The organism is Caulobacter sp. GW821-FHT09B08 (assembly GCF_059418225.1).
This window is the reverse complement of record NZ_JBWKPL010000006.1, coordinates 184,162-210,802: the sequence shown is the minus strand read 5'-3', so window position 1 is coordinate 210,802 and position 26,641 is coordinate 184,162. Positions and strand designations below refer to the sequence as shown.

Here is a 26,641-nt window from a genome sequence, read left to right as displayed (position 1 = left end):
TGTGTGAAGTGTTTTTGACAACCGTCGCTGCCTGGCAGGTGGATAAGACGTGCACGGACATATCCGCCGGCTGGGCCGTCTCTACGCCGCCGCCAAACGAAAAAGGCTCCGGACCATGGGTCCGGAGCCTTGCATCGCCGATAGCGGGCGGCGCTAGAAGGTGCTGCTGATCCGCACGCCGACGGTGCGCGGGCGGGGCGAGAAGACCCGGATGCCGTCGAGCGACTCGACCACGCCCAGATAGGCGGCCTTGTTGGTCAGGTTGTCGCCGAACAGGCTGAGATCCCAGGCGTCCTTCCGCACGCCCAGCTTGCCGCTGATCATGAAGAAGGCCGGCAGCTTGGTGTTGTAGGTGTTGCTGTCGTTGAACGAGGTGAACGAGCCGCCGCGGTAGTTGACGCCGGCCTGCGCGTAGCCGCGGAAGTCGGCGGTCAGGTCGCGCTCGTACTCGCCTTGCAGGCTCATGGCCCACTTCGGCGTCAGCGGCACGCGGTCGCCGTCGTAGCCGAAGGTGCCGGCCGAGATCACGTCGGCGGGCAGGTCCGAGGCCAGCTTGGCGTCGACATAGTTGACGCTGGCGCTGAGGCTCAGGCCGGGCAGGGGCTTGAAGGTCGAGTTGACCTCGACGCCGTTCACCTCGGTCTTGCCGGCGTTGATCGTGTAGGCGAAGGCGCCGGGCGCCTGGGCCGACAGTTGCTGGCCGTTCCAGTCGATGTGGTACAGGGCCGCGTCGACGAAGAGCTTGCGGTCGAGCCAGTAGCTCTTCACGCCCAGCTCGTAGTTCCACAGGCTGTCGGGCTTGTAGGTGCCCGGGAACACGACGCCGGCCTGCTGGGCCAGCGAGGTGGCGGTGTTGACGCCGCCGATCCGGAAGCCCGAGGCCGCGCGGGCGTAGACGCTGACGTCCGGCGTCGCCTTCCACATCAGGGCGAAGTTGAAGCTGGGCTTGTCGTTCTTGCCGTGACTGTCGCCGGTCTTCGACGGCGTGGTCACGCGGCCGAAGATAAAGTCCGGATAGACCGTCTGCAGGTTGGTGATGACGTCGTGGATCTGGGCCTTGAAGTAGCGCAGGCCCACCGTCGCCGTCAGGGTGTCGGTGATCGTGTAATCGGCCTGGGCGTAGACGGCGTACTGGCCGACGCTGCGCTTGGTGTTGGTGCCGAACTCGTAGAGGCTGTTGCCGCGGCCGGGCTTGTGCAGGCCCTTGGCCACGCATTCGCTGTAGGTGTAGCACAGCGCCGTGCCGGTCGCGGTCGCGACCACCGAGTTGGTCTGGTAGACCGATTGGCTGTTCTCGTAGTAGCCGCCGGCCACGATCTGGAACGGGCTGTCCCACTTGGACGAGAAGCGCAGTTCCGACACCCAGTCCTTGAACTCGGCGGTCGGGACGAACAGGGTCGAGCCGGTCAGGCCGAAGCTCTGGGCGGTCGGGGTGCTGTCCTTGGGGTTCACGACCCGCTGGTTGGTGTACGAGCTCGACGCGGTGACGGTGCCGAAGCCCACGTCATATTCGCCCACCACGTTGTAGAGGTTGTAGTTGTCCCGGTAGAATTCGATCGTCGGGGACGGGTTGCTGTAGGGACCCGTGGCGGTGTGCCAGGCTTGGGTGCCGTCGACGTCGATCTCCTGGTGGACGGCGGTGGCCGTGATCTTCAGGGCGTCGGTCGGTTCGTACAGCAGGATGGCGCGGCCACCCTTCACGTGGGCGTCATTGTTGTTCTCCAGCACGACGCCGTTGACCGTCTGGTCGACATAGCCGCCGCCGCTTTCCGACCAGCCGGTGACCCGCAGGGCCAGCTTGTCCTTGATGATCGGCACGTTCAGCGAGGCGTTGCCGTCATAGTACGGGTTGCCGGACTTCACCGAAGCCGCGCCGACCGAGATACGGCCGCCGAACTCGTTCAGGTCGGGCTTGGTGGTGATGACGCGCAGGGTGCCGCTCATCGAGCTGGATCCGAACAGGGTGCCTTGCGGGCCCTTCAGGACTTCGACGTGATCCAGGTCGTAGAGGCGCAGGCCCGGTTTGCCGTCGCCCAGGATATTGCCGCCCATGGCGCCGACCAGCGGGGTTTCGTCCAGATAGATGCCCGAGGTGGCGCCGACATTCGACTGGATGCCGCGGATGATCACTTTGGTCTGGGAGGCGCCGTAGCTTTGGATGGTCAGCGACGGGTCGACCTTGCTGAGGTCCTGCAGCGTGGCCACGCCCTGCTTTTCCAGGGTCGCGCCCGAGAAGGCGGTGATGGCCAGCGGCGTGTTCTGCACCGACACGTCGCCGCGACGGGTGGCCGACACGACGATCTCGGTCACGATGTCGCTGTCGGCGGCTGGGGCCGTCTGGGCGTAGGCGTGTGCGGAGAGCAGCGTGGCGACGCTGGCCGTGGCCAGGAGCAGGCCGTGGCGGCGTGTCCTGGAAGTTTGGGCGAGGCGCATTTGAGCCCCGAAAGCATGCGACATGATCTTCATCCCCTTGCCGCCGCCGTTTGGCGTGCGGATGTCTCAGCGAAACAGGCCGCGCAAGCGAGCCTCGACGACAGCTCCGTTTGATCGGCCAAGATGGCGCGAGTGACCCGGTCGTTGTCAGACAAGTTTATTGTCATACAACGTGACTTTGTCTGACAAACCTACAACTCAGCGGTCGCGGATTTTCGTGCCGACGCCGAAACCGTGGGCGCTTCAAGGCCCTGCTTGCTCGCGGCGTGGGCGCCGTTTCGGCGAACATTGTCCTTGATTTGGATCAAGCCGGGGTTCGGGCCGGAGCCTTGCGGCGCGGCGGCTTCCGAAAATGCATTGATCCGACTCAAGTCATTTTTTGTCGGCGCCCAATTGCTGGGCCAGGGCGGGTCGGAGCGCCGTAAAACGCGGCGCCGGTGCGATCGGTGGGCGTCTGCGCACTCTATTCTTTGTAATACAATCACACGAAAAACTAAGAACGGCCGTCGCGGCGCATCTCGGTCCGCGTCGATGGAGTGGTCCGCGTGCAAGACAAGCCCGAAACAGCCGCGACGGCCTGGCCCGCCCGCGGACTGGCCTATTTCGCCTTGGCCGTCCTGCTGCTGGCCTATGTGTTCTCGTTCATCGACCGGATCATCCTTTCGATGCTGGTCGGACCCATCAAGGCCGACCTGAACCTCACCGACACCCAGATCGCTCTGGTCAACGGCCTGGCCTTCTCGATGTTCTACGCGACCATGGGCCTGCCGCTGGGCTGGCTGGTCGACCGGGCCTCGCGCCGGGGCGTGATCGCCGCCGGCATCGCGCTGTGGAGCGTGGTGACCGCGTTTTCGGGGCTGGCCAAGGATTTCGGCCACCTGTTCCTGGCCCGGATGGGCGTGGGGGTGGGGGAGGCGGCCCTGTCGCCCGGCGCCTATTCCATGATCGCCGACTACTTCCCGCCCAAGTCGCGCGGGCGGGCTATCGCCATCTATACGATGGGCGTTTCGCTGGGCTCAGGCCTGGCCTATCTGATCGGCGGCTTCCTGATCAGCTTCGCCAACAGCCATGCCACGATCGAGCTACCGCTGCTGGGGCCGTTGGCGCCCTGGCGGTTCATTTTCATCGCGGTGGGCCTGCCGGGCCTGCTGGTCGCGCTGCTGATGCTGACCGTGCGCGAGCCGCCTCGCCGCGGCGGCGAGGGCGAGGCGGCGGGCGGTGGCGAGACCGAGACCTTCTGGGCCTTCGTGCGTCGCCGCCGGGCCGTCGTGGCCGCCTATGTCTTCGGCTATGGCATGACCAACGTGCCGTTCGCCGCCTTCCTGGCCTGGGGGCCGGCGTTCCTGGGGCGGCATTATCATCTGTCGCCCAAGGAGATCGGTCTGGCCCTGGGGCTGATCTTCCTGGGACCAGCCTGCCTGGGCCAGGTGGTCGGCGCGGCCCTGACCGATCGACGCTACGCCCGCGGCAAGGCCGAGGCGCCGTTCCAGACCGGTCTGGTCTGTGCGGTGCTGCTGATCCCGTTCTCGGCCCTGATCACCCTGGCGCCGACGGCCAGCGTCAGCCTGTTCTCGCTGGCGATCAGCGTCTTCCTGGTCTGCGCCTCGGTGGGGCACCAGGCGACGGTGGCGACGCTGATCTCGCCTAACCGCCTGCGCGGTCGGGTCTCGGCCTTCTATATCCTGATGCAGGGCGTGATCGGCGCGGCGGTGGTCCCGCTGGCGGTCGCCCTGATCAGCGACCACGTGCTGCGCGATCCGGGCCAGATCGGCCTGGCCATGGCCATCGTCAGCGTCGTCGGCGTCGTGGTCGGTGCGATCGTCTTCGCCCTGGGCCTCAAGCCGCTTCGGCGGGCCCTGACCCCCTCGAACCCCTAGTTCCCAGACCTCCAGCTCCCAACCCCTTGTTCGGGGCGCCTCGGCGTCCGTTCGATAGAGGATCTCGCATGAAGTTCGGCTTTTTCAACCTGATGCCTTGGCCCGGCTATCCCGAGCCGCCGCGCGTCTACCCCACGCCCAACAAGGACTACGACCCGATCAAGGGTCAGAAGCTCTATCACGACTACATCGATCTGCTGGTCCATGCGGAGGCCTGCGGCTTCGACTGGATCGGCTGCAACGAGCATCACTTCAGCCCCTACGGCCTGATGCCCAATTGCAACCTGATCGGCTCGATCTTGACCCGCGAGACCAAGGTCTCCAAGCTGGCCATGATCGGCAACCTGCTGCCCCTGTCGAACCCGATCCGCGTGGCCGAGGAATACGCCATGCTGGACGTGATGAGCGGCGGGCGTCTGATCGCCGGCTTCATGCGCGGCGTGCCGCACGAGTACATCGCCTACAACTCGCCCCCCGGCGAGAGCCGCGCTCGCCAGAAGGAAGCCGCCCAGCTGATCATCAAGTGCTGGACCGAGCCGGAGCCCTTCGGCTGGGAAGGCGAGTTCTTCCAGTTCAAGTCGGTCTCGATCTGGCCCAAGCCGATCCAGAAGCCCTATCCCACCATCCTGATGTCGGCTTCGAACGAGGAGTCGGCGGTGTTCGCCGCCGAGAGCAAGGCGATCATGGCCATGGGCCTGATCTCCGACATGGCCCTGGCCCGCAGCAACGTCGATATCTTCCGCGAGAACGCCAAGTCCAGCGGCTGGGTCCCGACCGACGACCACGTGATGATGGGTGCCAGCACCTGCATCTGCGAGACGGACGAGGAGGCCCACGAGGTCTTCGGCCAGGCCCTGGACTATTTCCACGGCACGCTGATGAAGCCGACCTATGACGCGCTGAAGCTGGTCCTCCAGGCCGGCTACTTCGCCAAGCAGAAGGCCGGCGCCAGCTATGACAGCCGCCTCGACAAGGTGGCGGCCAAGAAGACCATTCAGGAGATGATCGACGCCGGCTCGATCATCTGCGGCAGCCCCGAAAGCGTGGTGAAGCAGATCAAGCGCTTCCGGAGCGAACTGGGCGCTGGCCGTCTGAACATGAGCATGCAGATCGGCGACCTGCCGATCCCGGTCGTCAAGAAGGGCATGGACCTGTTCCGCGACCGCGTCCTGCCGCACGTGCGCGACCTCTAGGAGCCGCTGAGATGACTTTCGAACGCAAACAGGTCGCCCTCTACACGGGCGAGCTTTCCTATCTCGTCGCCGGCGAAGGCGAGCCGCTGCTGTACCTGCACCCCGCCGGCGGGGCGATGATCACCGAGGTGGTCCAGGGCCTGGCCAAGTTCCGCAAGGTGTACGTGCCGATCCTGCCCGGATTCGACGGGACGCCGCGCCATCCGGGCGTGGAGAGTGTCGTCGACCTGGCCAATCTCGCCGCCGAGTTTTCGGCCCTGGTGATCGGTGAGGCCCCGGACGTGATGGGCGCCTCGTTCGGCGGCTGGATCGCGTTGTGGATGGCGGCGCGTCATCCCAAGGGCGTCGGCCGTCTGGTGCTGGAGGCCCCGGCCGGTCTGCGCTTCGGCATGGACGAGACCAGCCTGACGCCGGAACAGGCGCGCGCCAACCTGTTCGCCTATCCTGAAAAGGCCGCGTCCATCGCCCCGGCCCGCGAGACGGCGATCGCCAACGGCGAGACGTTCCGCGCCTATGTCGGCGGCGTCTTCGTCGACCAGCCCCTGGTTGAGGCGCTGGCGACCATCCAGGCCCACACCCTGGTGCTGATGGGCACGCTGGACGTGACCATCCCGGCCCAGACCGGCTGGACCCTGACCGGGTCCATGCCGCACGTGAATCTCAGCTACGTCTACGATGCGGCCCACGCCGCTCAGGTGGATCAGCCGCAGGCGTGCCTGCGGATCATCCGGCCGTTCCTGGAAAAGGGGGCGGCGTTCATCGTCGCCTCGCGCGAATACGCCTGACACCCCCTCGGTATCGAAGGTGTAAGCCTGGGCGGTGCGGTCCTCGGATCGCGCCGCCCTTTTTGCATCTAGTCGCCGGTCCGCTCGGCGTAGCGACGCGCCAGCACCGCGCAGACCATCAGCTGAATCTGGTGGAACAGCATCAGCGGCACGATCATCGGCCCGACGGCGGCCGCGGGGAACAGCAGGCCCGCCATCGGCACGCCCGAGGCCAGGCTCTTCTTGGAGCCGCAGAACACCAGGGTGATCTCGTCGGGCTTGGAGAGGCCGGCTCGGCGGGCGATCAGGTTGGTGGCCAGGAGCGCCAGGGCCAGCAGGGCCGAGTCCAGCACCAGGATGGTCGCCAGGTCGACCGCGCCCAACTTGCGCCACAGCCCCTCGACCACGGCGGCGCTGAAGGCGGTATAGACCACCAGCAGGATCGAGCCCCGGTCGGTGAGAGTCAGCACCTTCTTGTGGCGATCGACGAAGCCGCCGATCCATGGGCGCAGCAGGTGGCCGCCGACAAATGGGACCAGCAGCTGCAGCACGATCGACCCGGCCGCGCCCAGAAGGTCGCCGCCCTGGCCCTTGGCTCCCAGCAGGGCGGCGGCCAGGATCGGGGTCAGCACCACGCCGATCAGGTTCGACAGCGAGGCCCCACAGATCGCCGCCGGCACGTTGCCGCGCGCGATGGCGGTGAAGGCGATCGACGACTGCACCGTCGAGGGCAGAATGCAGAGATAGAGCAGTCCCGCGGCAATGGTCGGGTCCAGCAGGCCGGCGGGGATGGCGCGGAAGACCAGGCCGATCAGCGGGAACAGCACGAAGGTGCAGGCCAGCACCAGCAGGTGCAGTCGCCAGTGACCGATGCCCGCCAGGATCGCCTCGCGCGACAGCTTGGCGCCGTGCAGGAAGAACAGCAGGGCGATGGCGATGTCGGTGACCGCGCCCATGACGCCGGCCGCCGCGCCCTGGCACGGCAGCAGCGAGGCCAGGATCACCGTGCCCACCAGGCACAGGGTGAAGTTGTCCGGCCGCAACTGGGCCAGGGCGGACGAGAACTTGGACACGGTGGGCTCCAGGCGTGATCGATTGTTCAGCTTGGTCTTAGGCTGTGATTTTTTGTCATACAATCATATTGACGGCGCGTTGCGGGAGAGGCCTAGCTCAGCCCTTCAGGAGGCGTCTTCATGTTCACTACCCGACCCGAGATCCGCGGCACGTTCGGCGTCGTCGCCTCCACGCATTGGATCGCTTCGTCGGTCGGCATGTCGGTGCTGGAGAAGGGCGGAAACGCCTTCGACGCGGCCGCCGCCGTGGGCTTCATGCTCCAGGTCGTCGAGCCCCACCTGTGCGGTCCGGCTGGCGAGGTCCCGATCATCTTCCACTCGGTCGAGACCGGCCGGGTCGAGGTTCTGGCCGGCCAGGGACCAGCCCCGGCCGCCGCCACGATCGAGGCCTTCAAGGCCCTGGGCCTGGACGCCGTACCGGGTTCGGGCCTCTTGGCGGCGGTGACGCCCGGCTCGTTCGGGGCCTGGCTGACCCTGGTCCGCGACCATGGTCGTCTGCGTCTGGCCGACGTGCTGGAGCCGGCCATCGGCTATCTGGAGAACGGCCACCCGGTGCTGCCTGGCGTCTCGCGCGCCCTGGCCGAGCTGAAGGAGACGTTCGAGACCGAGTGGAAGACCTCGGCCCCGATCTGGCTGCCCGGCGGCGAGGCGCCCGCGCCGCAGTCGCTGTTCCGCAACCCGACCCTGGCGGCCACCTGGAAACGCATCCTGGACGAGGCGGGCGAGGGGACGCGTGAGCAACAGATCGATCGCGCCCTGGCCGCCTGGTACGAGGGCTTTGTCGCCGAGGCCATCGACCGTTTCTGCCGCGCCGAACCGCTGATGGATTCCAGCGGCCGCCGTCACCGGGGCCTGCTGACCGGCCAGGACATGGCCGGCTGGCGTCCGGCCTACGAGGCGCCGGTCACGTTCGACTATCACGGCTGGACGGTCTGCAAGACCAAGCCGTGGGGGCAGGGGCCGGTGCTTCTGCAGGCTCTGTCGCTGCTGAAGGGTTTCGACCTTTCGGCCATGGATCCCAACGGCGCCGACTTCGCCCACGTGGTGCTGGAGGCCGCCAAACTGGCCTTCGCCGATCGCGAGGCCTATTACGGCGACCCCGACTTCGTCGACGTGCCGATCGAGGCGCTGCTGAGCGAAGCCTACGCCGCCGAACGTCGCAAGCTGATCGGCGACCGGGCCTCCGACGAGATTCGGCCGGGGATCCTGCCCGGCTTCGAGGACCAGGTCGTCCGCGCCCTGGGCATGGTCAAACCTGCCGGCGACACGGCGGGCGGCCTAGGCATCGGCGAGCCGACCATGGCCCACCTGAAGCCGACCATCAAACCGGGCGACACCGTCCATCTCGACGTCATCGATCGCTGGGGCAACATGGTCTCGGCTACGCCCTCGGGCGGCTGGCCGCAGTCGTCGCCGACCATTCCGGAGCTAGGGTTCGCGCTCAATACTCGCGCCCAGATGTTCTGGCTGGAGCCGGGCCTGCCATCCTCCCTCGCGCCGGGAAAACGCCCCCGCACCACCCTGACCCCGACCCTGGCCCTGCACGAGGGGCGGCCGGCCCTGATCTGCGGCACGCCCGGCGGCGACCAGCAGGACCAGTGGCAATTGGCGCTCCTGCTGCGCCGGATCCATCACGGCCTGGGTCTGCAGGAGGCCATCGACCTGCCGCTGTTCCACACCGTTCACTTCCCCTCGTCGTTCTATCCGCGCGAGGCGCTGCCGGGGGTGTCGGTGATCGAGGAGAGCGCGGGGGAGGCGGTGATCGCCGACCTGCGGGCGCGCGGCCACGACCTTCAGGTCGCCCCGGCCTGGTCGGCGGGGCGCCTGACGGCGGCCGAGCGGCGCGCCGACGGCCTGCTCAGCGCGGCGGCGACGCCCCGCCTGATGCAGGCCTATGCGGTGGGGCGCTGAGCGAAACGGCTACGCGGTCACCCAGACCGCGCCGTCGGCGATCTGGACCGGATAGGTGCGAAGCTTCTGCTTGCAGGGCAAGCTGCAGGCCTTGCCCGAGCGAACGTTGAAGCTGCCGCCGTGTAGCGGGCAGAAGATCACCTCGCCCTCCAGCCGGCCTTCCGACAGCGAGGCGATGGCGTGGGTGCACTCATCGTCCACCGCCAGATAGTCGTCGCCGACCCGGCACAGGACGATCGGGTCCTGGCCGTCGAGATCGAAGCGGCGCATTTCCCCATCGGCGAGGTCGTCGGCGGCGCAAAGGCGGATGGCGTCGGCGGTCATGTCGGTCGCTAGGTCCTGAAATCGAAAGGAATCCAGCCAAATGGGGCTGTAAATAATGTCATATTGTCATACATAAATCCGGACAAGCGGCCTTGGCGTCGCGAGTGCTTTTCATCGCGGATGACCGGAGATTGGGCATGGGCCACATACTGCTGCTCGATGCGGGCGGGACGATCAGTTCACGGCCCGACGCCGACGGCGCCCTGGCCGCCAGCCATGCCGAGGACCGCCTGGCGGGCCTGCTTCCGAAGGGCTCGGCGCAAGTGCGCGCGCGGCGAATCCACAGCGGTCTTTCCGAGGCGATGAGCTTTTCGGACATGGCGGCGGTGGCGGCCGCCGTCGTCGAAGCCCAGGCCGACACCGAGGTCGACGGGGTCGTCGTCGCCCACGGCACCGACGTGATGGAGGAGGCCGCCTTCCTGGTCGATCTGATGTCGTCGGGACGCAAGCCGGTGGTCTTCACCGGCGCGCAGCGGGCGCGCGGGCGCGGTCGCTCCGATGGTCCCCGCAATCTGCGCGACGCGATCATCGCCGCCGGTTCGCCGAGCCTGGCTGGAGGCGGGGTGCTGATCGCCTTCGCCGGCCGGCTGATTCCGGCGCGGCAGGCGGTGAAGATCCATACCAGCGACATGCGCGCCTTCCGGGCCCGCGATGGTGTCGAGGGGCGGGTGGTCGGTCGCTCGGTGCTGCCGCCGCCGGGTCGTCGCGCGCCGCTGGGGCCGCTGCCCCTGGTGACGCCGTCGGAGGCGGTGGAACTGGTCGCCCTGGGTGCGGGTTCGGCCGGCGCCCTGATCGCCGCGGCCCCGGGGCTGGGGCTGAGGGGGCTGGTGCTGTGCGCCCTGGGGCGCGGCAATGTCGGGCCCTCGGCGCTGGAAGCCGTCAAGACGGCGATCGCGGTGGGGGTGGTCGTGGTGGTCGCCTCGCGCTGTCCGGAAGGCGCCAGCGCCCCCGACTACGCGACGGGTCTGGCCCTGCAGAAGGCCGGGGCGATCTTCGCCGGCGAACTCGGGGCCAGCCAGGCGCGCATGGCTCTGGCGGCCCTGCTGGCTGTCCACGCGCCGGACGTGGCTGCCCTGGCCTTCCGGCGCATGGTCGAGGCGGCTTAGCCGCCTGGAATGTAACGCTCGCAACGAATGGCGGTGGGCGCCGCGCCCTGGGCGTCCAGCCAGGCGCGGCTGGCCTCGATCATTGGCGGCGGGCCACACAGGTAGTAGGCGGCGTCGGCCGAGAGGTCTTCGGGTGTCAGCAGCGACAGCGCCGTGCCCAGTAGCGCGCGGTCGCCGGCTACGCCGTCCATCACGGCGGTGCGCACCTCGAGGTTGGGGTTGGCTCGCGCCAGCTCAGCCAGTTCGGCCTCGTAGAAGAGGTCGTCGGGCGTGGCGCAGCCGAAGCACAACAGGGCAGGGCCTGACGCCTCGCCCAGTTGGCGCAGGATCGAGACCGCCGGCGCCAGGCCAGTGCCGCCGGCCAGGAAGACGTGACGCCTCGCGCGGGCGTCATGGGCGAAGCTGCCCAGCGGACCATGCAGGGTGACGCGGTCGCCGGCTTTGGCGCTGGTCGCCAGCCAGGTCGACATCATGCCGTCGGGTACGTGGCGGATCAGGAACTCCAGGCGCGCTTCGCCGCCGGGCGCGTGCGGCGCGCTGGCGATCGAATAGGCCCGCGCCTGGCGTGAGCCCGGTGGCCGCAGCCGCACGTACTGTCCGCTCTGGAACACGAAGTCCTCGTCGTCCAGCGACAGCACCAGGCGGTGGACGCTGGCGGCCACGCGTTCGACGCTGATCACTTCGGTCTGATAGCGCGCGGGCGCCGAAGGGGCGGGCTCCAGGGCGTAGGGCAGCTCGAAGATCGCGTCGCCGCGCAGCCGGGTCATGCAGGTGGCGCGCAGGCCCGCCGCGCATTCGGCCGGGGACAGGGGCGTGGGCGCACCGGCGTCGAACTCGGTCTCGCCGTCGCACAGCTGGGCCACGCACGCGCCGCACGAGCCGGACGCGCAGTCGTAGCGCAGCGGCGCGTCGATGGTCATCGCCGCCTCCAGCACCGTCTGGCCCGGCGCGACGGCCAGTTCCAGCGTCTTTCCGTCGGCGAACCTGAATCGGGCGGCGTGCATGGAGAACTCGAACGGCTTCAATCTTTGTATGACAATAATACAAAAAATCGATCAAGCAAGGATTGGCGCCGACGGATGTCGCTGATACGTCTGATTGCCAGTTCGTCATACATAATTTCGAGCGACGAGGGCCGAATGAATGAAGCTGACCTGATCGAGCGCACGGCCGAGCGACTGCTGGCCGCATACGACGGCCCCCTGCTGGCGCCGGTCAGCGCCGCTTTTCCCGCGGACGACGTCGAGGCGGCCTACGCCGTGCAAATGGCCCAGGTCCGGCGTTGGCGCGCGGCGGGCCGCCGTTCGGCCGGTCGGAAGATCGGCCTGACCTCGGAGGCCGTGCAGAAGCAGTTGGGCGTGGGCGAGCCGGACTTCGGCCACCTGTTCTCCGACATGATCTATGAGCCCGGCCAGGTCGTACCCTACGCCCGTCTGCGGCAGCCCAAGGTCGAGGCGGAGATCGCCATCTTCCTGGGCGAGGACATCGAGAATCCCGAGGTCGACGCCGAAGGGGTTCTGGCCGCGACCGCCAGCGTGATCCCAGCCATCGAGATCGTCGCCAGCCGCATCGCCGACTGGAAGATCAACATCGTCGACACCGTCGCCGACAACGCCTCGTCCGGGCTGGTGATGCTGGGCACGCCTGCGCGCCGGCCCGAGGGGCTGGACCTGGTCGGCTGCGAGATGACGATGAGCGTCAACGGCCAGGCGGTCTCACGCGGGACCGGGGCGGCGTGCCTGGGTCATCCGCTGAACGCCGCCGCCTGGCTGGCCCGCAAAAGCGCCGCCCTGGGCCAGCCGCTACGGGCCGGCGAGCTGATCCTGACCGGCGCCCTGGGCCCTATGGCCGTGGTCGCGCCGGGCGATCAGGTCGAGGCCGTCATCACAGGCATCGGCTCGGTCAGCCTGACCTTTGATCAGGGCGCCTGAAAGCTGGGCGCCTGACCGTCCGTCGTCGCCTGCGGGCGGAACGGTCTCGACGGAATCGTACAAGATAATATTGTCATACAACGTTGGTCTCGCCCCTCGGGGGGCTCAGCCACAGAGGCACGAGTAAGGTAAGGCATGAGCGAGCAGCAATTCGTCAACCCGGACGTCGCCAACGCGGTCGGCGACTGGAAGGCCTATGTGGAGGCGAAGCTCGGCTTCCGTAACCACTGGTACCCCGTCCGCTTCTCCAAGGAGATCGCGGAAGGCCAGGCCATTACCCTGAAGGTCCTGGGCGAGGCCCTGATCCTCAAGCGCATCGACGGCAAGGTGTTCGCGATCCGCGACCGCTGCCTGCACCGCGGCGTGCCGCTGTCCAAGAAGCTGGACTGCTACACCAAGGACACCATCACCTGCTGGTACCACGGCTATACCTACCGGGTGCAGACGGGCGAGCTGGTCAACATCCTGGCCGTGCCGGACAGCCGGCTGATCGGTCGGCGCAAGATCGTCACCTTCCCCTGCGAAGAGGCCAAGGGCGTGATCTTCGTGTTCATCGGCGACACCGAGGACGGTCCGCCTCCGCCGCTGGCGCATGACGTGCCGCCCGGTTTCCTGGACGACAACGTCATGGTGCTGGGCAAGCACCGCGAGGTGAACTCCAACTGGCGCCTGGGAGCAGAAAACGGCTTCGACGCCCTGCACATCTTCATCCACAAGGACACGACGCTGCGGCACTACCGCACGTTCAACTTCCCCATCGGCCACACGCCCCTGCCGGGCGCTGTCGTCACCGTCGAGGAGCCGGACGGCCCCAAGGGCGTGATCGACGATTTCGCCCTGCACAAGCCGATGTGGGAAGGCGAGATTGACGGCGAGGTCGTGGTCCGCGGTCCCCGCACGGCCACGGTCCAGGGCACTTCGGCGGCGATGAAAACCTCGTGCTGGCTGCCCGGCGTGCTGAAGGTCGACTCGTTCCCGAACAAGGGCATGGACCAGTACGAGTGGTACGTGCCGATCGACGCGGAGAACCACATCTACTTCCAGACCATCGGCGGCCACGTCAGCAATGACGAGGAGCGCATGAAGTTCGCCAACGACTTCGAGACCATCTGGAAGCCGCACGGCCTGGACGGCTTCAACGGCGACGACATCTGGGCCCGCGAGGTCACCGAGCCCTTCTACAAGGACGACTTCGGCTGGGTGGACGAGATGCTCTGCGAGCCGGACATCACCCTCCTGGAATGGCGGCGCCTGGCCAGCCGCTGCAACCGTGGCATCCAGACGCCGGAGCACCTGCGATGAACGTTCCCAGCCTCGAAGGAACGGGCGTCACGTCCAACTTCATCGACGCCGCGGGCGTGCGCACTCACTACCTGGAGAAGGGGGAGGGCGCGCCGCTGGTGCTGGTCCACGGCGGTGGCGCGGGCGCCGACGCCTATGGCAACTGGCTGGAGTGCATCCAGGTCTTCGCCAAGTCCTACCGCGTGATCGCGCCGGACATGATCGGCTTCGGCTACACCGACAAACCCTCGCCCGAGGCCTATCGCTACGACCAGCCGGGTCGTAACAAGCATCTGGCCGACTTCCTGGAGGCCATGGGCCTGTCGGGCGTGGCTCTGGTCGGCAACTCGATGGGCGGGGCCGCCTCGATCGGCGTGGCCATCGACAAGCCGGACCTGGTCGGCCAACTGGTCCTGATGGGCAGCGCCGGCTTGCCGATCCCGGAGAAGCCTTCGCCGCACCTGCTGCATAACCTGCAGTACGACTTCACGGTGGAGGGCATGCGGCGCGTGATCGGCGGTCTGACCGGGCCGGACTTCAAGCCGTCCGAGGCCATGGTCCAGTACCGCTACGACCTCTGCGAGGACCCGGAGATCAAGGCGGCCCTGCAGGCCATCAACGCCCTGACCCGCACGGGCACCCTGAACTATCCGGAAGACGAGGTCCGCAAGATCAAGCATCCGACCCTGGTGGTGAACGGCAAGCAGGACGGCGTGTCGATCCTGCCGCGCGCCTACCGGTTCCTGGAACTGCTGGACAACAGCTGGGGCTACATCGTGCCCCACTGCGGCCACTGGGCGATGATCGAGCGGCGCGACGACTTCTGCGCTGCTGTCGAAGCCTTCCTCCAGCGGACCCGAGGCTGACCATGCCGGTCGCCAAGCCTCCCTACGGCGTCCACGACATGATCCACCACCTGATCCAGGCGCCGGGAGACCGGCGCCTGGTGAAGGAGGACGACGAGGCGCTGTTCGAGCGCTTCGGCGTGCCCGCCGACGTGCGGCCGGTGCTGCGGACCGGCGGCCGCGACGACATCCACGCCCTGGGCGTGCACCCCAACCTGATCATGAAATGGCTGATCTGGTCGGGACGCTCGACCATCAAGGGCTTCCCGATCAGCTACTATTTCGACCGGAGATAGCCCGTGGGCCAGATCGTCGGCGCCTTCGCCACCTCCCACGTCCTGGGCGCGCCTGACGGCGTCGAAGACCAGGCCGAGCGCGTCTTCCAGGGCATGCGCGAAATCGGCGCGCGCATCCAGGCGCTGAAGCCGGACGTGCTGGTCGTGCTGACCAGCGACCACCTGAACAATTTCCACGTCGACCTGCCGGCGCCGTTCGCGGTGGCCGTCGACGCCCAGCTGACGCCCTATGGCGACATGGGCCTGCCGACGGATCCGATCCCCGGCGCGCCCGCCTTCTCGTTGGGCCTGGCGGCGTTCTGCGCCGAGCGCGGCCTGCGGGTCGACGTCATGAAGGGCGTGCGCCCCGACCACGGGGTGATGATCCCGCACGGCGTCGTCGATCCGGCCCGGGCCCTGCCGACCTCGATCTTCTACGTCAATTCGGTGCTGGACCCTTCGCCCGCGCCCGAGCAGTGCTGGAACGCCGGATCGCTGCTCAAGCGCTATGTCGAGCAGCGCCGGCCGGCCGAGGAGCGCGTCGCGCTGCTGGCCGGCGGCGGTCTTTCTCACTGGCTGGCGGTGCCGGAAGAGGGACGGGTCAACGCGGACTGGGATCGCTGGTTCATGGAGACTCTGGTCAGCGGTCATTCCGAGGAGCTGACCCGCCTGACCAACGCCGAGATTCTGGAGGCGGCCGGCAACGGCGGCCTCGAGGTCGCCGCATGGATCGCCATGGCCGGCGCCGTGCCGCAGGCTCTGGGCGAGATCGTCTATTACGAGTCCTTGCCGTCCTGGGCGAGCGGCATGGGGGGCGTGGCCCTGACGGTCTAGGCGGCGTCGTCGTCGGAGCATGAAGAAAGGCGCTGGCCGTGAAGCCAGCGCCTTTCGCGTTCCGGGGTGTGGGGCGCGGTCTAGTCCTTCAGGTGCCGCTCGCGGTTTTCGAACAGCTTCTGGTCGGCGAAGCCGGCGACGTCCGGACGGCCGCGACCCAGCACGACCTGTAGATAGCAATCCTCGTCGGTCTCGTTGACATAGCCGTGGATCACGCCGGCCGGGCACGAGATGCATTCCCACGGACCCAGCTCCTTGGAGACCCGGCGGCCGTCCTCGTCGTCGATGAACACCACGCAGCGGCCCTTGAGGATGAAGAACACCTCTTCGACCTCGTGGGTGTGCGGCGCGTTGCCCTGCCCGGGCGGCACCAGCATGATCGACAGGGTGAAGTTCTCGGCCGGGATGATCCCCGCCGCGTCGTGCTTGCCCGAGGCGCCGGCCCCGATGAAACGGTGCTGGGCGCGACGATAGCCCTCGATATTGGCGTCGGAGAACGCGTCCCAGTCGGGTACGCGATCCCCGAAGCGAGCGATGTACTTGTCTGCGATCTCTTCGAGCGAGGCGTTCTCGAGATGGGCGGGGCGCGGGTGACGGGCGGCCATGGTCGGTAGTTCCCTTGTCTGGATCAGAGGACCGCGTCGGCGACCTTGACGGCGTCGATCATGCAGGCGCGGCGGATGAAGGCGTCGTGCAGGTCCGGCGTCGCGCCGGCCGTGCGGATGGATTCGAGGTTGGCGGCCCGGACGGCCGGATCGGCCTCGCCCAGGGTCTTCTTGTTCTGGATGCTCTGGGCCTGGACGAAGTCGACCTGCGCCTTTCGCCGTTGTCGAGTGTAGCGGTCCAGCAGCGGCTGGGCCTCGGCGCCCTCCAGGAGGATCTGGGCCAGCTTGTCGGTCAGGTTCACGGCGTCGTGGATGCCGCCGTTCATGCCCATGCCGCCGACCGGATTGTTGACGTGGGCGGCGTCGCCGGCCAGCAGGACGCGGCCCTTGTTGAAGCTGGAGGCCACGCGCTGGTGCACGCGATAGGTCGCCACGGTGGCGATCTCGTAGCGGCCGGGCTTGGGGCAGAACTTCTGCAGGCGGGCCTCGATGAAGTCCGGGTCCAGCAGCTCTTCTTCGGTCTGGTCGGGCAGGGTGGGGCCCACCGCGCGCCACTGGCCGTCGCCCTCGGGACCGCGGGCCTTGAACAGGTTCAGCCACTCGTCCGGATCGGCGAAGTAGTTGCGGTTGTCGATCTCGGACCGCAGCGTCGTGAAGTCGAAATAGGTGTCGATCTTCAGGAAGCGCTCGGGCCAGGTGAAGCCCTCGAACTCGAAGCCGGTCAGTTTGCGCACCGTGCTGCGCGCCCCGTCGCAGCCGACGATGTAGGCGGCCTCGATGATCTCCTCGGCCTGGCCGTCGGTCTGGACGCGGGCCTTCACGCCGTCGGCGGTCTGTTCGATGTCGATCAGGCGGGTGCTGAGGCGAATTTCGGCGCCGTCGTCGGCCTGCAGGCGAGGCACGATCGTCTTGACGATCTTGTACTGCTCCCACTGCAGGACATACGGGTGGCTGGGGACATCCTGCATCTGGCGGATGTCGAAGCGGGCGATCAGCTGGCTGGTGGGGCGGTCCAGATAATGGAAGACCGGCGAGACCAGGCCTTGCTCCAGGCCGTCTTCCAGCAGGCCCAGTTCGTCCAGCATGGCCACGGTGGGCGGGTGGCACGAGGCGGCGCGGCAGTCGATCTCGGGCTCGGCCAGGGCCTCGACCAGAATGACCGGAATCCCCTTGCGGCGCAGGGCCCAGGCGAGCACCGCGCCGACCGGGCCGGCGCCGACAATGATGACATTACGCGGGGAAGCCATGAGCGCACTCCATTGAACGGAGATACGCTACGGTCCGAATCTTTGTATGACAATCATATAAGTCGACGGCGCCGAAGCGCCGCCGACTCTGCTCAAGAAGCGACCTTTTTCGCTTGGTTTTCGTCCGCCTCCAGGCGGGCGACGATGGCGGCGCGGGAGTTGCGCAGGTGATCTGCCATGGCCTTGGCGGCCTTCTCGGGATCGCGGGCCACGACGGCGTCGACCAGGGCGTCCCACTCCTGCAGGCCGCCGTCCACCCGACCGGGTTCGGACATCGACAGGGCGCGCAGATAGTTGACCCGGGCCAGCAGGGGGCCGGCGACCTCGGAGATCACGCGGCTGCGGGCGCCTTCCAGGATAGTGTTGTAGAATTCGCCCGCCGTGGCGGCCAGCTGGCGGGGCGCGCCCTTGGCGGCGGTCTTGGCGATGGTCTTCTGAATCTTGACCAGTTGCTTGACCTCCGCGTCGTCGGCCTGCTCGACGAAACGGCGGATCGCCATCGTCTCGAGCATTTCGCGGATCAGATAGATGTCTTCGGCGTCCTTTGACGTGATCACCGCCACGCTGATGTTGCGGCGCTTGCTGACCTCGACCAGATTTTCCGACTGAAGCTGGCGCAGGGCCTCGCGCACCGAGGTGCGGGAAACGCCCAGGGCTTCGCACAGTTCGCGTTCGACCAGCCGTGTTCCGGGCGGATAGAGACCGGTGCTGATCGCGTTACGCAGCTTTTCCAGCGTATAGTCGCGAACCAGCGACGGGGTCTCGATGATGCGTAGATCTTCGTATTCCAAGGCGTCCTCGGCTTTCCAGTGGGCGGCGTCGGCCCCGCCTGATTGTCTGCTTATCCTACAAAGACTCACCGGGCCGCGCATAGAGCAAAGATCACGTTCTGCGAGCGTCCTCGTTGATCAACCGCAAGGCGGGTAGAGCCATGCCCAGGCGCGCGGTCTGCAGCAGGCTGTAGGCGGTGAGGGCCGAGGTCTTGGGATTGGTGGCCGAAGCCTTGCCGAAAATCTCGAACAGGAAGCGGCCAAACGCGCCCTCGGCCTCGATCACGCCCAGCGGGTCGGTGACCTTGCGCGACGAGACCAGGCGCACCCGGGTGTCGTCCAAGCCGACGCCGGCCAGGGAGACGGCGATCGAGACGTTGGCGTTCTTGGGATAGCCGAGGGCCGCCTCGCGGGCGCTGCCCTCGAAGAACACGATCTCGTCTTCGGCGTGGTCCAGGTCGATCAGCTGCTCGGCCTGAGTGCCGCGCCAGGCCTCCGGCGGCTTGTGCGAGGTGTAGGTCACCGACGAAAGCCCCGCCAGACGCGCGGCCGCCAGGCCGTCCAGGCCCGCGATCGCGCCGGCCGGCAGCAGCACGCGTCCGCCGCCCTTGGCCTCGGCGGTCGAGAGGATTTCGACCATCGCCGCGTCGGCCAGCACGCCTACCGACGAGACCAACAGGTCGATTCCCGCCGCCAGCACGCCCGCGCCGTAGTCGCGCACCGACTGGTGGCCGGCGCACTCCAGGACGATGTCGGGCTTGGCCGCCAGCAGGCCCTCCAGGTCATGCACGACCGGCGCGCCGCCGGCGTCGCGGCCGGGGCGGACCAGCACGGCGACCAGTTGGTCGGTCTCGCCGAGCCGTGCCATTTCCTGAGCGATTTCCTGCCCGATCGCCCCGTAACCGATCAGGGCCAAACGTTCGCCGATCGCCATCCTGCCTCTCCGACTTGCGTGAATAAGATAATATCGTATGACAAAGATGCGCCGTCAGGGCGACAGGTTTCGGCTCGCGGATCGGAAAGTGATGAACAGCCAGGCGCCCACGGGGCAAACGACGCCAAAAGGGCAGAAGACCAAGGTGGCGATTATCGGATCGGGCAACATCGGCACCGACCTGATGATCAAGGTCATGCGTCTGTCCGACTCGCTGGAGATGGGGGCCTTCGTCGGCATCGATCCGGAGTCGGACGGCCTCAAGCGCGCCGAGCGTCTGGGCGTGCCGATCACCGCCGGCGGCATCGACGGTCTGGTAGGCCTGCCGAACTTCGCCGACATCGACATCGTCTTCGACGCCACCAGCGCCGGCGCCCACAAGCATCACGACGCGGTGCTGCGCGCCCACGGTAAGCAGGTGATCGACCTGACCCCGGCGGCGATCGGTCCGTACACGGTGCCGCCGATCAACGGCGTGGCGAACCTGGACGCGCCGAACGTCAACATGGTCACCTGCGGCGGCCAGGCCACGATCCCGATGGTCGCCGCCGTCGGCCGCGTGGCCAAGGTCCACTACGGCGAGATCGTCGCCTCGATCGCCAGCAAGTCGGCGGGTCCCGGCACCCGGGCCAATATCGACGAGTTCACCGAGACCACCTCGCGCGCCATCGAGACGGTCGGCGGCGCCACGCGCGGCAAGGCGATCATCGTGCTGAACCCGGCCGAGCCGCCGCTGATCATGCGCGACACCGTCTATTGCCTCTGCGACGACGCCGACACCGCCGCCATCGAGGCCTCGGTCGAGGCCATGGTCGCCGAGGTCCAGGCCTATGTCCCCGGCTATCGCCTGAAGCAGAAGGTGCAGTTCGAGCGCCTGGGCGACAACGACCCGCTGTTCATCCCGGAGATGGACCAGGCTTTTTCGGGCCTGAAGGTGACCATCTTCCTCGAGGTCGAGGGCGCGGCCCACTACCTGCCGGCCTATGCCGGCAACCTGGACATCATGACCTCCGCGGCGCTGAAGACCGCCGAGGCCATCGTCGCCCACCGCAGCGCCAAGGCCGCCTGAAGATGACCGACCAGAAGCTCTACATCCAGGACGTCACCCTGCGCGACGGCATGCACGCCATCCGCCACAAGTACGATCTCGACCAGGTGCGGGCCATCGCCAAGGCCCTGGACGAGGCCAAGGTCGACGCCATCGAGATCGCCCACGGCGACGGCCTGTCGGGCTCGTCGTTCAACTACGGCTTCGGCGCCTGCACCGACTGGGCCTGGATCGAGGCGGTGGGCGAGGTGATCTCCCACGCCAAGCTGACGACCCTGCTGCTGCCCGGCATCGGCACCGTGCACGATCTCAAGCGCGCCTACGACATGGGCGTGAGGTCGGTGCGCATCGCCACCCACTGCACCGAGGCCGACGTCTCCAAGCAGCACATCGAATACGCCCGGGGCCTGGGCATGGACGTCGCCGGCTTCCTGATGATGAGCCATATGAGCCCGCCCGAGGCCCTGGCCCAGCAGGCGCTGCTGATGGAAAGCTACGGCGCCCACTGCGTCTATGTCACCGACAGCGGCGGGGCGATGACCATGGACGATGTCGCCGCCCGGCTGCAGGCCTATGACAAGGTGCTGAAGCCCGAGACCGAGCGTGGCATCCACGCCCACCACAACCTCAGCCTCGGCGTGGCCAATTCGATCGCCGCCGTTCAGAACGGCGCCGTCCGTGTCGACGCCTCGCTGGCGGGCATGGGGGCGGGGGCCGGCAACGCCCCGCTGGAGGTGTTCATCGCCGCCGCCGACGTCCAAGGCTGGAACCACGGCTGCGACCTCTTCAAGCTGATGGACGCGGCCGAGGATCTGGTGCGTCCGCTGCAGGACCGCCCCGTCCGCGTCGACCGCGAGACCCTCAGCCTGGGTTACGCCGGCGTCTATTCGTCGTTCCTGCGCCACGCCGAGAAGGCCGCGGCCGACCATGGCCTGGACGTGCGCACGATCCTGCTGGAACTGGGCAAGCGCCGCATGGTCGGCGGCCAGGAGGACATGATCACGGATGTCGCCCTGGACCTGGCCAAGGTCGGCTAGGCCTCGCGGCTCTCGAAATAGAGCAGCAGGCGGTCGACGAAGTCCGTCACCGCCACCTCGGCCGCGTCCGGATCGCGCTCCTGCAGCGCCTTCAGGATGCGGCCGTCGCACGCCAGGGTCAGCTCGCGGTTCTCGGGGCTCTCGTGGATGCGGCCGCGCATGGTCTGGAACACGTCGTCGACCATGCTTGCGCAGCGCCGCAGCAGGACGTTGCGGCACATCTCGCGCAACAGGATCCGGAACTCGGCGTTGGCGTCGACAAAGGCTTTGGCCTTGCCCGAGGCATGGGCCTTTTCCTGTTTCTCTTGGGCCTTGGCCAGGGCTCGGATCTGGTCGGGCGTCGCCTCCAGGGCGGCGTGGCGGGCCAGGCGCGCATCTAGAAGGCGGCGCGTCTCCAGGCGGTCCAGTATGTCCTTCTGGGTGTCGACGGGGACGAGGAAGCCGCGCTCCTGCTGGGTCAGCACGCCCTCGCGCGACAGCTGCAGCAGCACCTCGCGGATGGGCGTGCGCGAGACGCCGTAGGTTTCGGCCAACTGGGTTTCGACCAAGCGGCGGCCGGGCTCCAGGACGCCGGACTGCAGCTCCTCGCGCATCCGCCGATAGACCTGGTCGCGAAGCCGCTCACCCTGCGCGATCTCGCCCGTCTTTCTGACCATCCTCGTCTCCTAGAGTCCCTTGCCGGATTAGGATACGGCCGGCGCCGATGCAATCGGCATGCTGTATGCAATAACAGCGTTCGAAATCGATTTTATGCATACTGTATACAAAGAAATTGTCGCTGAAGCGTCGATCTGCTTTGTATGACAACGCCCGCCGGCAAGGCCGGCGACGTCGTTATCAAGGGGAGGGCCGCCCGCCAGGCGGCGTCCACGGACCGGAGTTTTTCCTTCATGGCCTACAAGACCATCACCGCGGCGAAGCTGACGCCGACGCTGGGCGCCGAAATCAGCGGCATCGATCTGTCGCAACCGCTGTCGGCGGAGCAACTGGCCGACCTGAACCAGGCGATCGCCGACCATCAGGTGATCTTCTTCCGCGACCAGAGCCTGGATCCGGCTTCGCTGAAGCGGGTGGGGCAGTATTTCGGCCCGCTGCAAGCCCACGCCCTGAAGGGCCTGCCGGACCACCCCGAAGTGCGCAAGCTGCATGCCGACGAGACGTCCAAGCACGTAGCCGGCGAGGAATGGCACACCGACATGTCGTGCATCTCGGTGCCGCCGATGGGCAGCATCCTCTACATGCACACCCTGCCCACCCTGGGCGGCGACACGATCTTCGCCAGCATGTACGCGGCCTATGACGCGCTCTCGCCGGGCATGAAGGCGTATCTGGAGACCCTGACCGCCACCCACGACGGCGCCCTGGCGTTCGGTCGCTTCGACCCCGAAGGCAAGTTCCCCAAGGCGACACACCCGGTGATCCGCACCCATCCGGTGACCGGCAAGAAGGTGCTGTTCGTCAACCGCGGCTTCACCAGCCACATCAACGAGGTCAGCCGCGAGGAGAGCAACGCCCTTCTGCAGTACCTCTACAATCACGCGGAGAACGCCTACTTCCAGGTCCGCTTCCGCTGGACGCCGCATGCCGTGGCCTTCTGGGACAACCGCTGCACCCAGCACCTGGCGATCTGGGACTACTTTCCGCAGGTCCGTTCGGGCTTCCGCGTGCAGGTCGAGGGCAATCCCGCCGACTACGGGGCCGTCGCCGACAAGGCCGCCTAGGCGGCATCCCGCATAGCGCCAAGCAAAAAGGGCCGCGCCTCGAAGGAGGCGCGGCCCTTTCTCTTTGGGGGCGGGATGATCCCGGTCAGGTGACCGAGATCGCCGCGCCCCGCCGTCGCTCGCCATAAGGGCGCAGCACGAGCATCAGGAGCGCCGCCACGATGCAGACCGGCGCGCCGATCGCCAGCATCACCTGGTACGAGCCGGTGGCGTCGTAGACCGCGCCGAAGGCGACGGGGCCAAGACCCATGGCGACCATGACCGCCGAGAACAGCACGCCGAAGATCCGGGCGAAGGCCTTCAGCCCGAAATAGCGGCTGGTCAGATAGGCCAGCATGTCGACCTCCGCGCCCAGGCTGCCGCCCAGCAGCAAGGCCGGGACGATCAGGGCCCAGGTGGGCAAGGGCACGGCCAGCAGGCTCATGCCGAGGGCCGACAGACCGAAGAAGATCACCGCGATGCGGCGGGCGTCGAAGCGGTCGATCAGGAACCCGATCAGCACGCGGCCGCCGAAGGTGGCGAAGCCGAACAGCGAAGCCATGCTGGCGGCGGCCTCGGGCGTCAGGCCCCGGTCGGTCAGCAGGGGCACCATGTGCGGGATCAGGCCGTAGAGCACGAAGGCCAGGCCCACGAAGATCGAGGCCAGCACCCAGAAGTCGCGCTTGGCCATCGCCCCCTTGAGGGTGTCGCCCTGGCCCTCGGCGGGATTGGCCTCGGCGACCGGTGAGTCGGAGTCGATTCCGGGCTGACCTTCGGCCTTCTCCTTCAGGACGAAGAGCACCAAAGGCAGGGTCACGCACAGCATGATCAGCCCCAGGGCCACGTAGCAGCCCTTCCAGCCGAAGTGGTTGATCGCGGCCTGGCCGATCAAGGGCACATAGGCGAAGCCCAGGCCCGTGCCGCTGCCGGCGATGCCGATGGCCAGGCCGCGCGAGCGGTCGAACCACGAGGCCAGGATGCGCATGTAGGGCACGCTGTTGGCGCCGGCGGCCAGGGTGCCCATCAGCACGTAGGCGGCCATGAACTGCCAGACCTTGCTCACCGTCAGCGGGATGGCCAGCAGGCACAGGCCGAGAGCGATGACCGACGGGATCAGCACGCGGCGCGCCCCGAACCGGTCGACCAGCCCGCCGACCAGGGGCAGGGAGAGGGCGGTGCACAGCATCATCAGCGAAGCCGCGCCGCTGACCTCGCTCCGGCTCCAGCCGAACTGCTCCTGAAAGGCGTTGATGACCAGGCCCAGCGAAGCCAGGCCGAACGCGGCCGGACCGGTGGAGATGCCGAACAGGCAGACGCCGATGATCAGCCAGCCGCGCGCGCCGATCGGCTTGCGGGCCGGGCGAGCGGCTGTGGTTTCGAGCGTGTCGGCGGTCATGGATTGACGAGCTCCACGAATACGGGCGCGCCATCGGCCCGGTACACCTTTCCGCCCTTCATGACGAACTTCACCCGCTCCAGCTCGGTGATGTCGGCCAGCGGGTCGCCGGCCACGGCGATGACGTCGGCGTAGCGGCCCGGCGCGATCGCGCCGATATCCGGCGAGCCGATCAGGTCGGCGGCGCTGGTCGTGGCGGCGGTGATCACCTCGGCCGGTGTCATGCCGGCCTGCACCATCAGGGCGGCTTCCTTGACGTTCTCGCCCAGGCCCGTGTCGCTGCCGAAGGCGATCTTGACCCCGGCGGCGTGGGCGTTGGTCAGCTTGGTCAGGCTGGAGCCCATGGCCAACACCTTGGCCACGGTCGAGGGGTTCAGCGTTTCGGGCCGGGTCTTGGCCGCGTCGTAGAGGCGCTGGGTGGTCAGCAAGGTGGGGACGAAATAGGTGCCCTTGGCCTTCATCAGCTTCCAGGACTCGGCGTCGGCATAGGTGCCGTGCTCGATCGAGTCGACGCCCAGACGGACGGCGGTGTCGATCGCGCCCTTGCCGTGGCCGTGAGCGGCGATCTTCATGCCCAGGGCGTGGGCCGCGTCGACGGCGGCCCTGATCTCGGCCTCGGTCATCAGCTGGGCCTTGGGGTCGTCGCCCTGGCTGACCACGCCGCCGCTGGGCATGATCTTGATCTGGTCGGCGCCCAGCTTGTGTTCCATGCGCGCCAGGCGCGTGACGGCGTCGGGGCCGTCGGCCAGGCCGGCGCCCCAGTCGCGGCGCGAGACGTCCTCGGCGTAGCCATGGCTCCAGTCGTTGTGACCGCCGGTCGGGCCGATGGCCTCGCCGGCCACCCACATGCGCGGTCCCGCGACCGAGCCCTGACTTATCGCTTTCTTGAGGGCGATGTCCTCGCCCGACAGACCGCCGAGGTCGCGCACCGTGGTGATCCCCGACTGCAGGATCTTGCCGACATTGACCGTGGCGGCCAGCACCGCGTCCAGCGGCGAGTTGGTCATCGCCTTGGCGATTCCGTTGCCGGTGCGGTTCAGCGAGGTGACGTGGGTGTGGGCGTCGATCAGGCCCGGCAGCACCGTGGCCTTGGAAAGGTCGATCACCTTGGCCCCGGGCGGCGAGACAAAGCCGGCCTCCACGCCGGTGATGCGGTCCTGGGTCACCAGGATCGAGACCTGCTCGCGCGGCTTGGTCGACAGGCCATCGATCAGTCGCCCTGCGTGGATCACGGTGTCCTGGGCGTGGGCTCCGCCGGCGAAACCGACCGCCGCCAGCGTCGAGGCCGACAGCAGCAAGGAGAGGAGAGGCCGGAGCCTTCCTCGTTGAAATCTATGGTTTATCAAGGAAATCGGCCTTCCGTGACTGGGTCTCGCCCCTGTCGCATACTGTATGCAATCAAGCTCGGGTTCGGACCGTAAAGCGGCGCCGCGAGGCCTTGCGGCCGCGCGGCGCCTGGAAATTGATCAGACTCAGGCGGCGAGGGACTGGCCGCGCGCGAAGGCGACGACCTGGCGGCCGACCAGCTCCAGCTGCTCGCGGACCTTATCGTCGCGGCAGGCGCCGTCGGCGTCGAACAGGCCCGGCGCGCTCTCGACGAAGGCCCCGCAGGGCGTGGGCCAGCCGCGCATGGCGTGGACGATGGCCCGCAGGCCCGCCAGCACCGGTCCGCCGCCTTGCGGACCATAGGCCGTGGCGATGCAGCCGACCGCGCAGCCGTCGACATAGACCCGGGCGTCGGCTCGCATCTCCTCCATCAGGTCGATGGCGTTCTTGACCAGCCCCGAGACGCCGCCGTGGTAGCCGGGGCTGGCGATGATGAAGCCGTCGGCGGCCCGCGAAGCGGCGACGAACTCGGCCTCGAAGGCCGTGCGCGGAGCGGCCGGATCATAGTGCGGCAGGCCGGCCAGGAAGGCGCCGTCGAACAGGCGGACCTCCGCGCCGGCGGCCGCCGCGGCGGCCAGGCTGACCTTGAGGGCCAGCTCGGTGGTCGAGCCGGGGCGCGTGGTGCCGCCGATGCCGACGATCAGGGGTTTGGTGGTCATGGTGGCGTCCTC

The 26,641-nt window shown here is 67.8% G+C and carries 25 protein-coding genes; 13 read left to right on the top strand and 12 right to left on the bottom strand.

The window, feature by feature from the left end; all coding sequences use genetic code 11:
- Positions 1-153: 153 nt before the first annotated feature.
- Positions 154-2,433, bottom strand: a complete 2,280-nt coding sequence (locus AC07OA_RS17920; protein ID WP_494665170.1) for a TonB-dependent receptor — start codon at positions 2,431-2,433, stop codon at positions 154-156.
- 545 nt (positions 2,434-2,978) lie between these two features.
- Here AC07OA_RS17920 and AC07OA_RS17915 point away from each other — a divergent pair.
- The 3 genes from AC07OA_RS17915 (at position 2,979) to AC07OA_RS17905 (ending at position 6,288) form a co-directional block, all read left to right on the top strand.
- A complete protein-coding gene (locus tag AC07OA_RS17915; RefSeq protein ID WP_494665169.1) occupies positions 2,979-4,310 on the top strand; it encodes a spinster family MFS transporter in 1,332 nt (443 codons plus the stop codon).
- A gap of 68 nt (positions 4,311-4,378) precedes the next feature.
- Positions 4,379-5,503, top strand: a complete 1,125-nt coding sequence (locus tag AC07OA_RS17910; protein WP_494665168.1) for an LLM class flavin-dependent oxidoreductase — start codon at positions 4,379-4,381, stop codon at positions 5,501-5,503.
- An 11-nt stretch (positions 5,504-5,514) separates the two neighbouring features.
- The gene (locus AC07OA_RS17905; RefSeq protein ID WP_494665167.1) at positions 5,515-6,288 is read left to right on the top strand and encodes an alpha/beta fold hydrolase; all 774 of its coding nucleotides are present in this window, start codon (positions 5,515-5,517) and stop codon (positions 6,286-6,288) included.
- A 68-nt stretch (positions 6,289-6,356) separates the two neighbouring features.
- Here AC07OA_RS17905 and AC07OA_RS17900 read toward each other — a convergent pair whose 3' ends face one another.
- On the bottom strand, positions 6,357-7,340 hold the full coding sequence (locus AC07OA_RS17900; RefSeq protein ID WP_494665166.1) for a bile acid:sodium symporter family protein: 984 nt from the start codon (positions 7,338-7,340) through the stop codon (positions 6,357-6,359).
- Between the two features lie 120 nt (positions 7,341-7,460).
- Here AC07OA_RS17900 and AC07OA_RS17895 point away from each other — a divergent pair, with 120 nt between their 5' ends.
- The gene (locus AC07OA_RS17895) at positions 7,461-9,251 is read left to right on the top strand and encodes a gamma-glutamyltransferase family protein (RefSeq protein WP_494665165.1); all 1,791 of its coding nucleotides are present in this window, start codon (positions 7,461-7,463) and stop codon (positions 9,249-9,251) included.
- A gap of 9 nt (positions 9,252-9,260) precedes the next feature.
- On the opposite strand, the gene AC07OA_RS17890 is transcribed toward AC07OA_RS17895, so the two are convergent.
- On the bottom strand, positions 9,261-9,575 hold the full coding sequence (locus AC07OA_RS17890; RefSeq protein WP_494665164.1) for a non-heme iron oxygenase ferredoxin subunit: 315 nt from the start codon (positions 9,573-9,575) through the stop codon (positions 9,261-9,263).
- 137 nt (positions 9,576-9,712) lie between these two features.
- Here AC07OA_RS17890 and AC07OA_RS17885 point away from each other — a divergent pair, with 137 nt between their 5' ends.
- Positions 9,713-10,681 carry an asparaginase gene (locus tag AC07OA_RS17885; protein WP_494665163.1) on the top strand — a complete coding sequence of 323 codons (969 nt, stop codon included), beginning with the start codon at positions 9,713-9,715 and terminating at the stop codon, positions 10,679-10,681.
- On the opposite strand, the gene AC07OA_RS17880 is transcribed toward AC07OA_RS17885, so the two are convergent.
- The gene (locus tag AC07OA_RS17880) at positions 10,678-11,685 is read right to left on the bottom strand and encodes an FAD-binding oxidoreductase (protein ID WP_494665162.1); all 1,008 of its coding nucleotides are present in this window, start codon (positions 11,683-11,685) and stop codon (positions 10,678-10,680) included. The genes AC07OA_RS17885 and AC07OA_RS17880 overlap by 4 nt on opposite strands.
- A gap of 135 nt (positions 11,686-11,820) precedes the next feature.
- Here AC07OA_RS17880 and AC07OA_RS17875 point away from each other — a divergent pair, with 135 nt between their 5' ends.
- The 5 genes from AC07OA_RS17875 to AC07OA_RS17855 all read left to right on the top strand — a co-directional run bounded on the left by AC07OA_RS17875 (position 11,821) and on the right by AC07OA_RS17855 (position 15,847).
- A complete protein-coding gene (locus tag AC07OA_RS17875) occupies positions 11,821-12,612 on the top strand; it encodes a 2-keto-4-pentenoate hydratase (protein ID WP_494665161.1) in 792 nt (263 codons plus the stop codon).
- Between the two features lie 135 nt (positions 12,613-12,747).
- Positions 12,748-13,914: a Rieske 2Fe-2S domain-containing protein gene (locus AC07OA_RS17870; protein WP_494665160.1), complete on the top strand. Its 1,167-nt coding sequence runs from the start codon at positions 12,748-12,750 to the stop codon at positions 13,912-13,914.
- Positions 13,911-14,759 carry an alpha/beta fold hydrolase gene (locus tag AC07OA_RS17865; RefSeq protein ID WP_494665159.1) on the top strand — a complete coding sequence of 283 codons (849 nt, stop codon included), beginning with the start codon at positions 13,911-13,913 and terminating at the stop codon, positions 14,757-14,759. Before AC07OA_RS17870 ends, AC07OA_RS17865 begins: the two co-directional genes overlap by 4 nt.
- 2 nt (positions 14,760-14,761) lie before the next feature.
- Positions 14,762-15,034: a hypothetical protein gene (locus AC07OA_RS17860; RefSeq protein ID WP_494665158.1), complete on the top strand. Its 273-nt coding sequence runs from the start codon at positions 14,762-14,764 to the stop codon at positions 15,032-15,034.
- Between the two features lie 3 nt (positions 15,035-15,037).
- Positions 15,038-15,847: a DODA-type extradiol aromatic ring-opening family dioxygenase gene (locus AC07OA_RS17855; RefSeq protein WP_494665157.1), complete on the top strand. Its 810-nt coding sequence runs from the start codon at positions 15,038-15,040 to the stop codon at positions 15,845-15,847.
- Between the two features lie 80 nt (positions 15,848-15,927).
- Here AC07OA_RS17855 and AC07OA_RS17850 read toward each other — a convergent pair whose 3' ends face one another.
- From AC07OA_RS17850 to AC07OA_RS17835, 4 genes are all read right to left on the bottom strand, one after another.
- On the bottom strand, positions 15,928-16,452 hold the full coding sequence (locus AC07OA_RS17850) for a cupin domain-containing protein (protein ID WP_494665156.1): 525 nt from the start codon (positions 16,450-16,452) through the stop codon (positions 15,928-15,930).
- Positions 16,453-16,475: 23 nt separating this feature from the next.
- Complete coding sequence (locus AC07OA_RS17845; RefSeq protein WP_494665155.1) at positions 16,476-17,699, bottom strand: FAD-dependent oxidoreductase; 1,224 nt, start codon at positions 17,697-17,699, stop codon at positions 16,476-16,478.
- Positions 17,700-17,791: 92 nt separating this feature from the next.
- A complete protein-coding gene (locus AC07OA_RS17840; RefSeq protein ID WP_494665154.1) occupies positions 17,792-18,490 on the bottom strand; it encodes a GntR family transcriptional regulator in 699 nt (232 codons plus the stop codon).
- A gap of 91 nt (positions 18,491-18,581) precedes the next feature.
- Positions 18,582-19,403, bottom strand: a complete 822-nt coding sequence (locus AC07OA_RS17835) for an aspartate dehydrogenase (protein ID WP_494665153.1) — start codon at positions 19,401-19,403, stop codon at positions 18,582-18,584.
- A 145-nt stretch (positions 19,404-19,548) separates the two neighbouring features.
- Between AC07OA_RS17835 and AC07OA_RS17830 the strand changes: the two genes are divergently transcribed.
- Positions 19,549-20,472: an acetaldehyde dehydrogenase (acetylating) gene (locus AC07OA_RS17830; protein ID WP_494665152.1), complete on the top strand. Its 924-nt coding sequence runs from the start codon at positions 19,549-19,551 to the stop codon at positions 20,470-20,472.
- 2 nt (positions 20,473-20,474) lie between these two features.
- On the top strand, positions 20,475-21,488 hold the full coding sequence (gene dmpG, locus AC07OA_RS17825; RefSeq protein ID WP_494665151.1) for a 4-hydroxy-2-oxovalerate aldolase: 1,014 nt from the start codon (positions 20,475-20,477) through the stop codon (positions 21,486-21,488).
- On the opposite strand, the gene AC07OA_RS17820 is transcribed toward dmpG, so the two are convergent.
- Positions 21,485-22,144: a GntR family transcriptional regulator gene (locus tag AC07OA_RS17820; RefSeq protein ID WP_494665150.1), complete on the bottom strand. Its 660-nt coding sequence runs from the start codon at positions 22,142-22,144 to the stop codon at positions 21,485-21,487. The genes dmpG and AC07OA_RS17820 overlap by 4 nt on opposite strands.
- A gap of 234 nt (positions 22,145-22,378) precedes the next feature.
- On the opposite strand from AC07OA_RS17820, the gene AC07OA_RS17815 reads away from it, so the two are divergent.
- Positions 22,379-23,209 carry a TauD/TfdA dioxygenase family protein gene (locus AC07OA_RS17815; RefSeq protein ID WP_494665149.1) on the top strand — a complete coding sequence of 277 codons (831 nt, stop codon included), beginning with the start codon at positions 22,379-22,381 and terminating at the stop codon, positions 23,207-23,209.
- Positions 23,210-23,294: 85 nt separating this feature from the next.
- On the opposite strand, the gene AC07OA_RS17810 is transcribed toward AC07OA_RS17815, so the two are convergent.
- The 3 genes from AC07OA_RS17810 to AC07OA_RS17800 all read right to left on the bottom strand — a co-directional run bounded on the left by AC07OA_RS17810 (position 23,295) and on the right by AC07OA_RS17800 (position 26,629).
- Positions 23,295-24,584, bottom strand: coding sequence for an MFS transporter (locus tag AC07OA_RS17810; RefSeq protein ID WP_494665148.1), 1,290 nt, complete (start codon positions 24,582-24,584; stop codon positions 23,295-23,297).
- Positions 24,581-25,882 carry a metal-dependent hydrolase family protein gene (locus AC07OA_RS17805; protein ID WP_494665147.1) on the bottom strand — a complete coding sequence of 434 codons (1,302 nt, stop codon included), beginning with the start codon at positions 25,880-25,882 and terminating at the stop codon, positions 24,581-24,583. Before AC07OA_RS17805 ends, AC07OA_RS17810 begins: the two co-directional genes overlap by 4 nt.
- Positions 25,883-26,056: 174 nt before the next feature.
- Positions 26,057-26,629 (bottom strand): NADPH-dependent FMN reductase, encoded by a 573-nt coding sequence (locus tag AC07OA_RS17800; protein ID WP_494665146.1) that lies wholly within the window; start codon positions 26,627-26,629, stop codon positions 26,057-26,059.
- Positions 26,630-26,641 lie beyond the last annotated feature (12 nt).

Excerpts from the sequence above, each read along its gene's own strand:
- AC07OA_RS17920 (WP_494665170.1), bottom strand. The coding sequence starts at position 2,433 with ATGCGCCTCGCCCAAACTTCCAGGACACGCCGCCACGGCCTGCTCCTG.
- AC07OA_RS17910 (WP_494665168.1), top strand. The coding sequence starts at position 4,379 with ATGAAGTTCGGCTTTTTCAACCTGATGCCTTGGCCCGGCTATCCCGAG.
- AC07OA_RS17905 (WP_494665167.1), top strand. The coding sequence starts at position 5,515 with ATGACTTTCGAACGCAAACAGGTCGCCCTCTACACGGGCGAGCTTTCC.
- AC07OA_RS17895 (WP_494665165.1), top strand. The coding sequence starts at position 7,461 with ATGTTCACTACCCGACCCGAGATCCGCGGCACGTTCGGCGTCGTCGCC.
- AC07OA_RS17890 (WP_494665164.1), bottom strand. The coding sequence starts at position 9,575 with ATGACCGCCGACGCCATCCGCCTTTGCGCCGCCGACGACCTCGCCGAT.
- AC07OA_RS17885 (WP_494665163.1), top strand. The coding sequence starts at position 9,713 with ATGGGCCACATACTGCTGCTCGATGCGGGCGGGACGATCAGTTCACGG.
- AC07OA_RS17880 (WP_494665162.1), bottom strand. The coding sequence starts at position 11,685 with ATGCACGCCGCCCGATTCAGGTTCGCCGACGGAAAGACGCTGGAACTG.
- AC07OA_RS17875 (WP_494665161.1), top strand. The coding sequence starts at position 11,821 with ATGAATGAAGCTGACCTGATCGAGCGCACGGCCGAGCGACTGCTGGCC.
- AC07OA_RS17870 (WP_494665160.1), top strand. The coding sequence starts at position 12,748 with ATGAGCGAGCAGCAATTCGTCAACCCGGACGTCGCCAACGCGGTCGGC.
- AC07OA_RS17865 (WP_494665159.1), top strand. The coding sequence starts at position 13,911 with ATGAACGTTCCCAGCCTCGAAGGAACGGGCGTCACGTCCAACTTCATC.
- AC07OA_RS17860 (WP_494665158.1), top strand. The coding sequence starts at position 14,762 with ATGCCGGTCGCCAAGCCTCCCTACGGCGTCCACGACATGATCCACCAC.
- AC07OA_RS17850 (WP_494665156.1), bottom strand. The coding sequence starts at position 16,452 with ATGGCCGCCCGTCACCCGCGCCCCGCCCATCTCGAGAACGCCTCGCTC.
- AC07OA_RS17845 (WP_494665155.1), bottom strand. The coding sequence starts at position 17,699 with ATGGCTTCCCCGCGTAATGTCATCATTGTCGGCGCCGGCCCGGTCGGC.
- AC07OA_RS17835 (WP_494665153.1), bottom strand. The coding sequence starts at position 19,403 with ATGGCGATCGGCGAACGTTTGGCCCTGATCGGTTACGGGGCGATCGGG.
- dmpG (WP_494665151.1), top strand. The coding sequence starts at position 20,475 with ATGACCGACCAGAAGCTCTACATCCAGGACGTCACCCTGCGCGACGGC.
- AC07OA_RS17820 (WP_494665150.1), bottom strand. The coding sequence starts at position 22,144 with ATGGTCAGAAAGACGGGCGAGATCGCGCAGGGTGAGCGGCTTCGCGAC.
- AC07OA_RS17815 (WP_494665149.1), top strand. The coding sequence starts at position 22,379 with ATGGCCTACAAGACCATCACCGCGGCGAAGCTGACGCCGACGCTGGGC.
- AC07OA_RS17810 (WP_494665148.1), bottom strand. The coding sequence starts at position 24,584 with ATGACCGCCGACACGCTCGAAACCACAGCCGCTCGCCCGGCCCGCAAG.
- AC07OA_RS17800 (WP_494665146.1), bottom strand. The coding sequence starts at position 26,629 with ATGACCACCAAACCCCTGATCGTCGGCATCGGCGGCACCACGCGCCCC.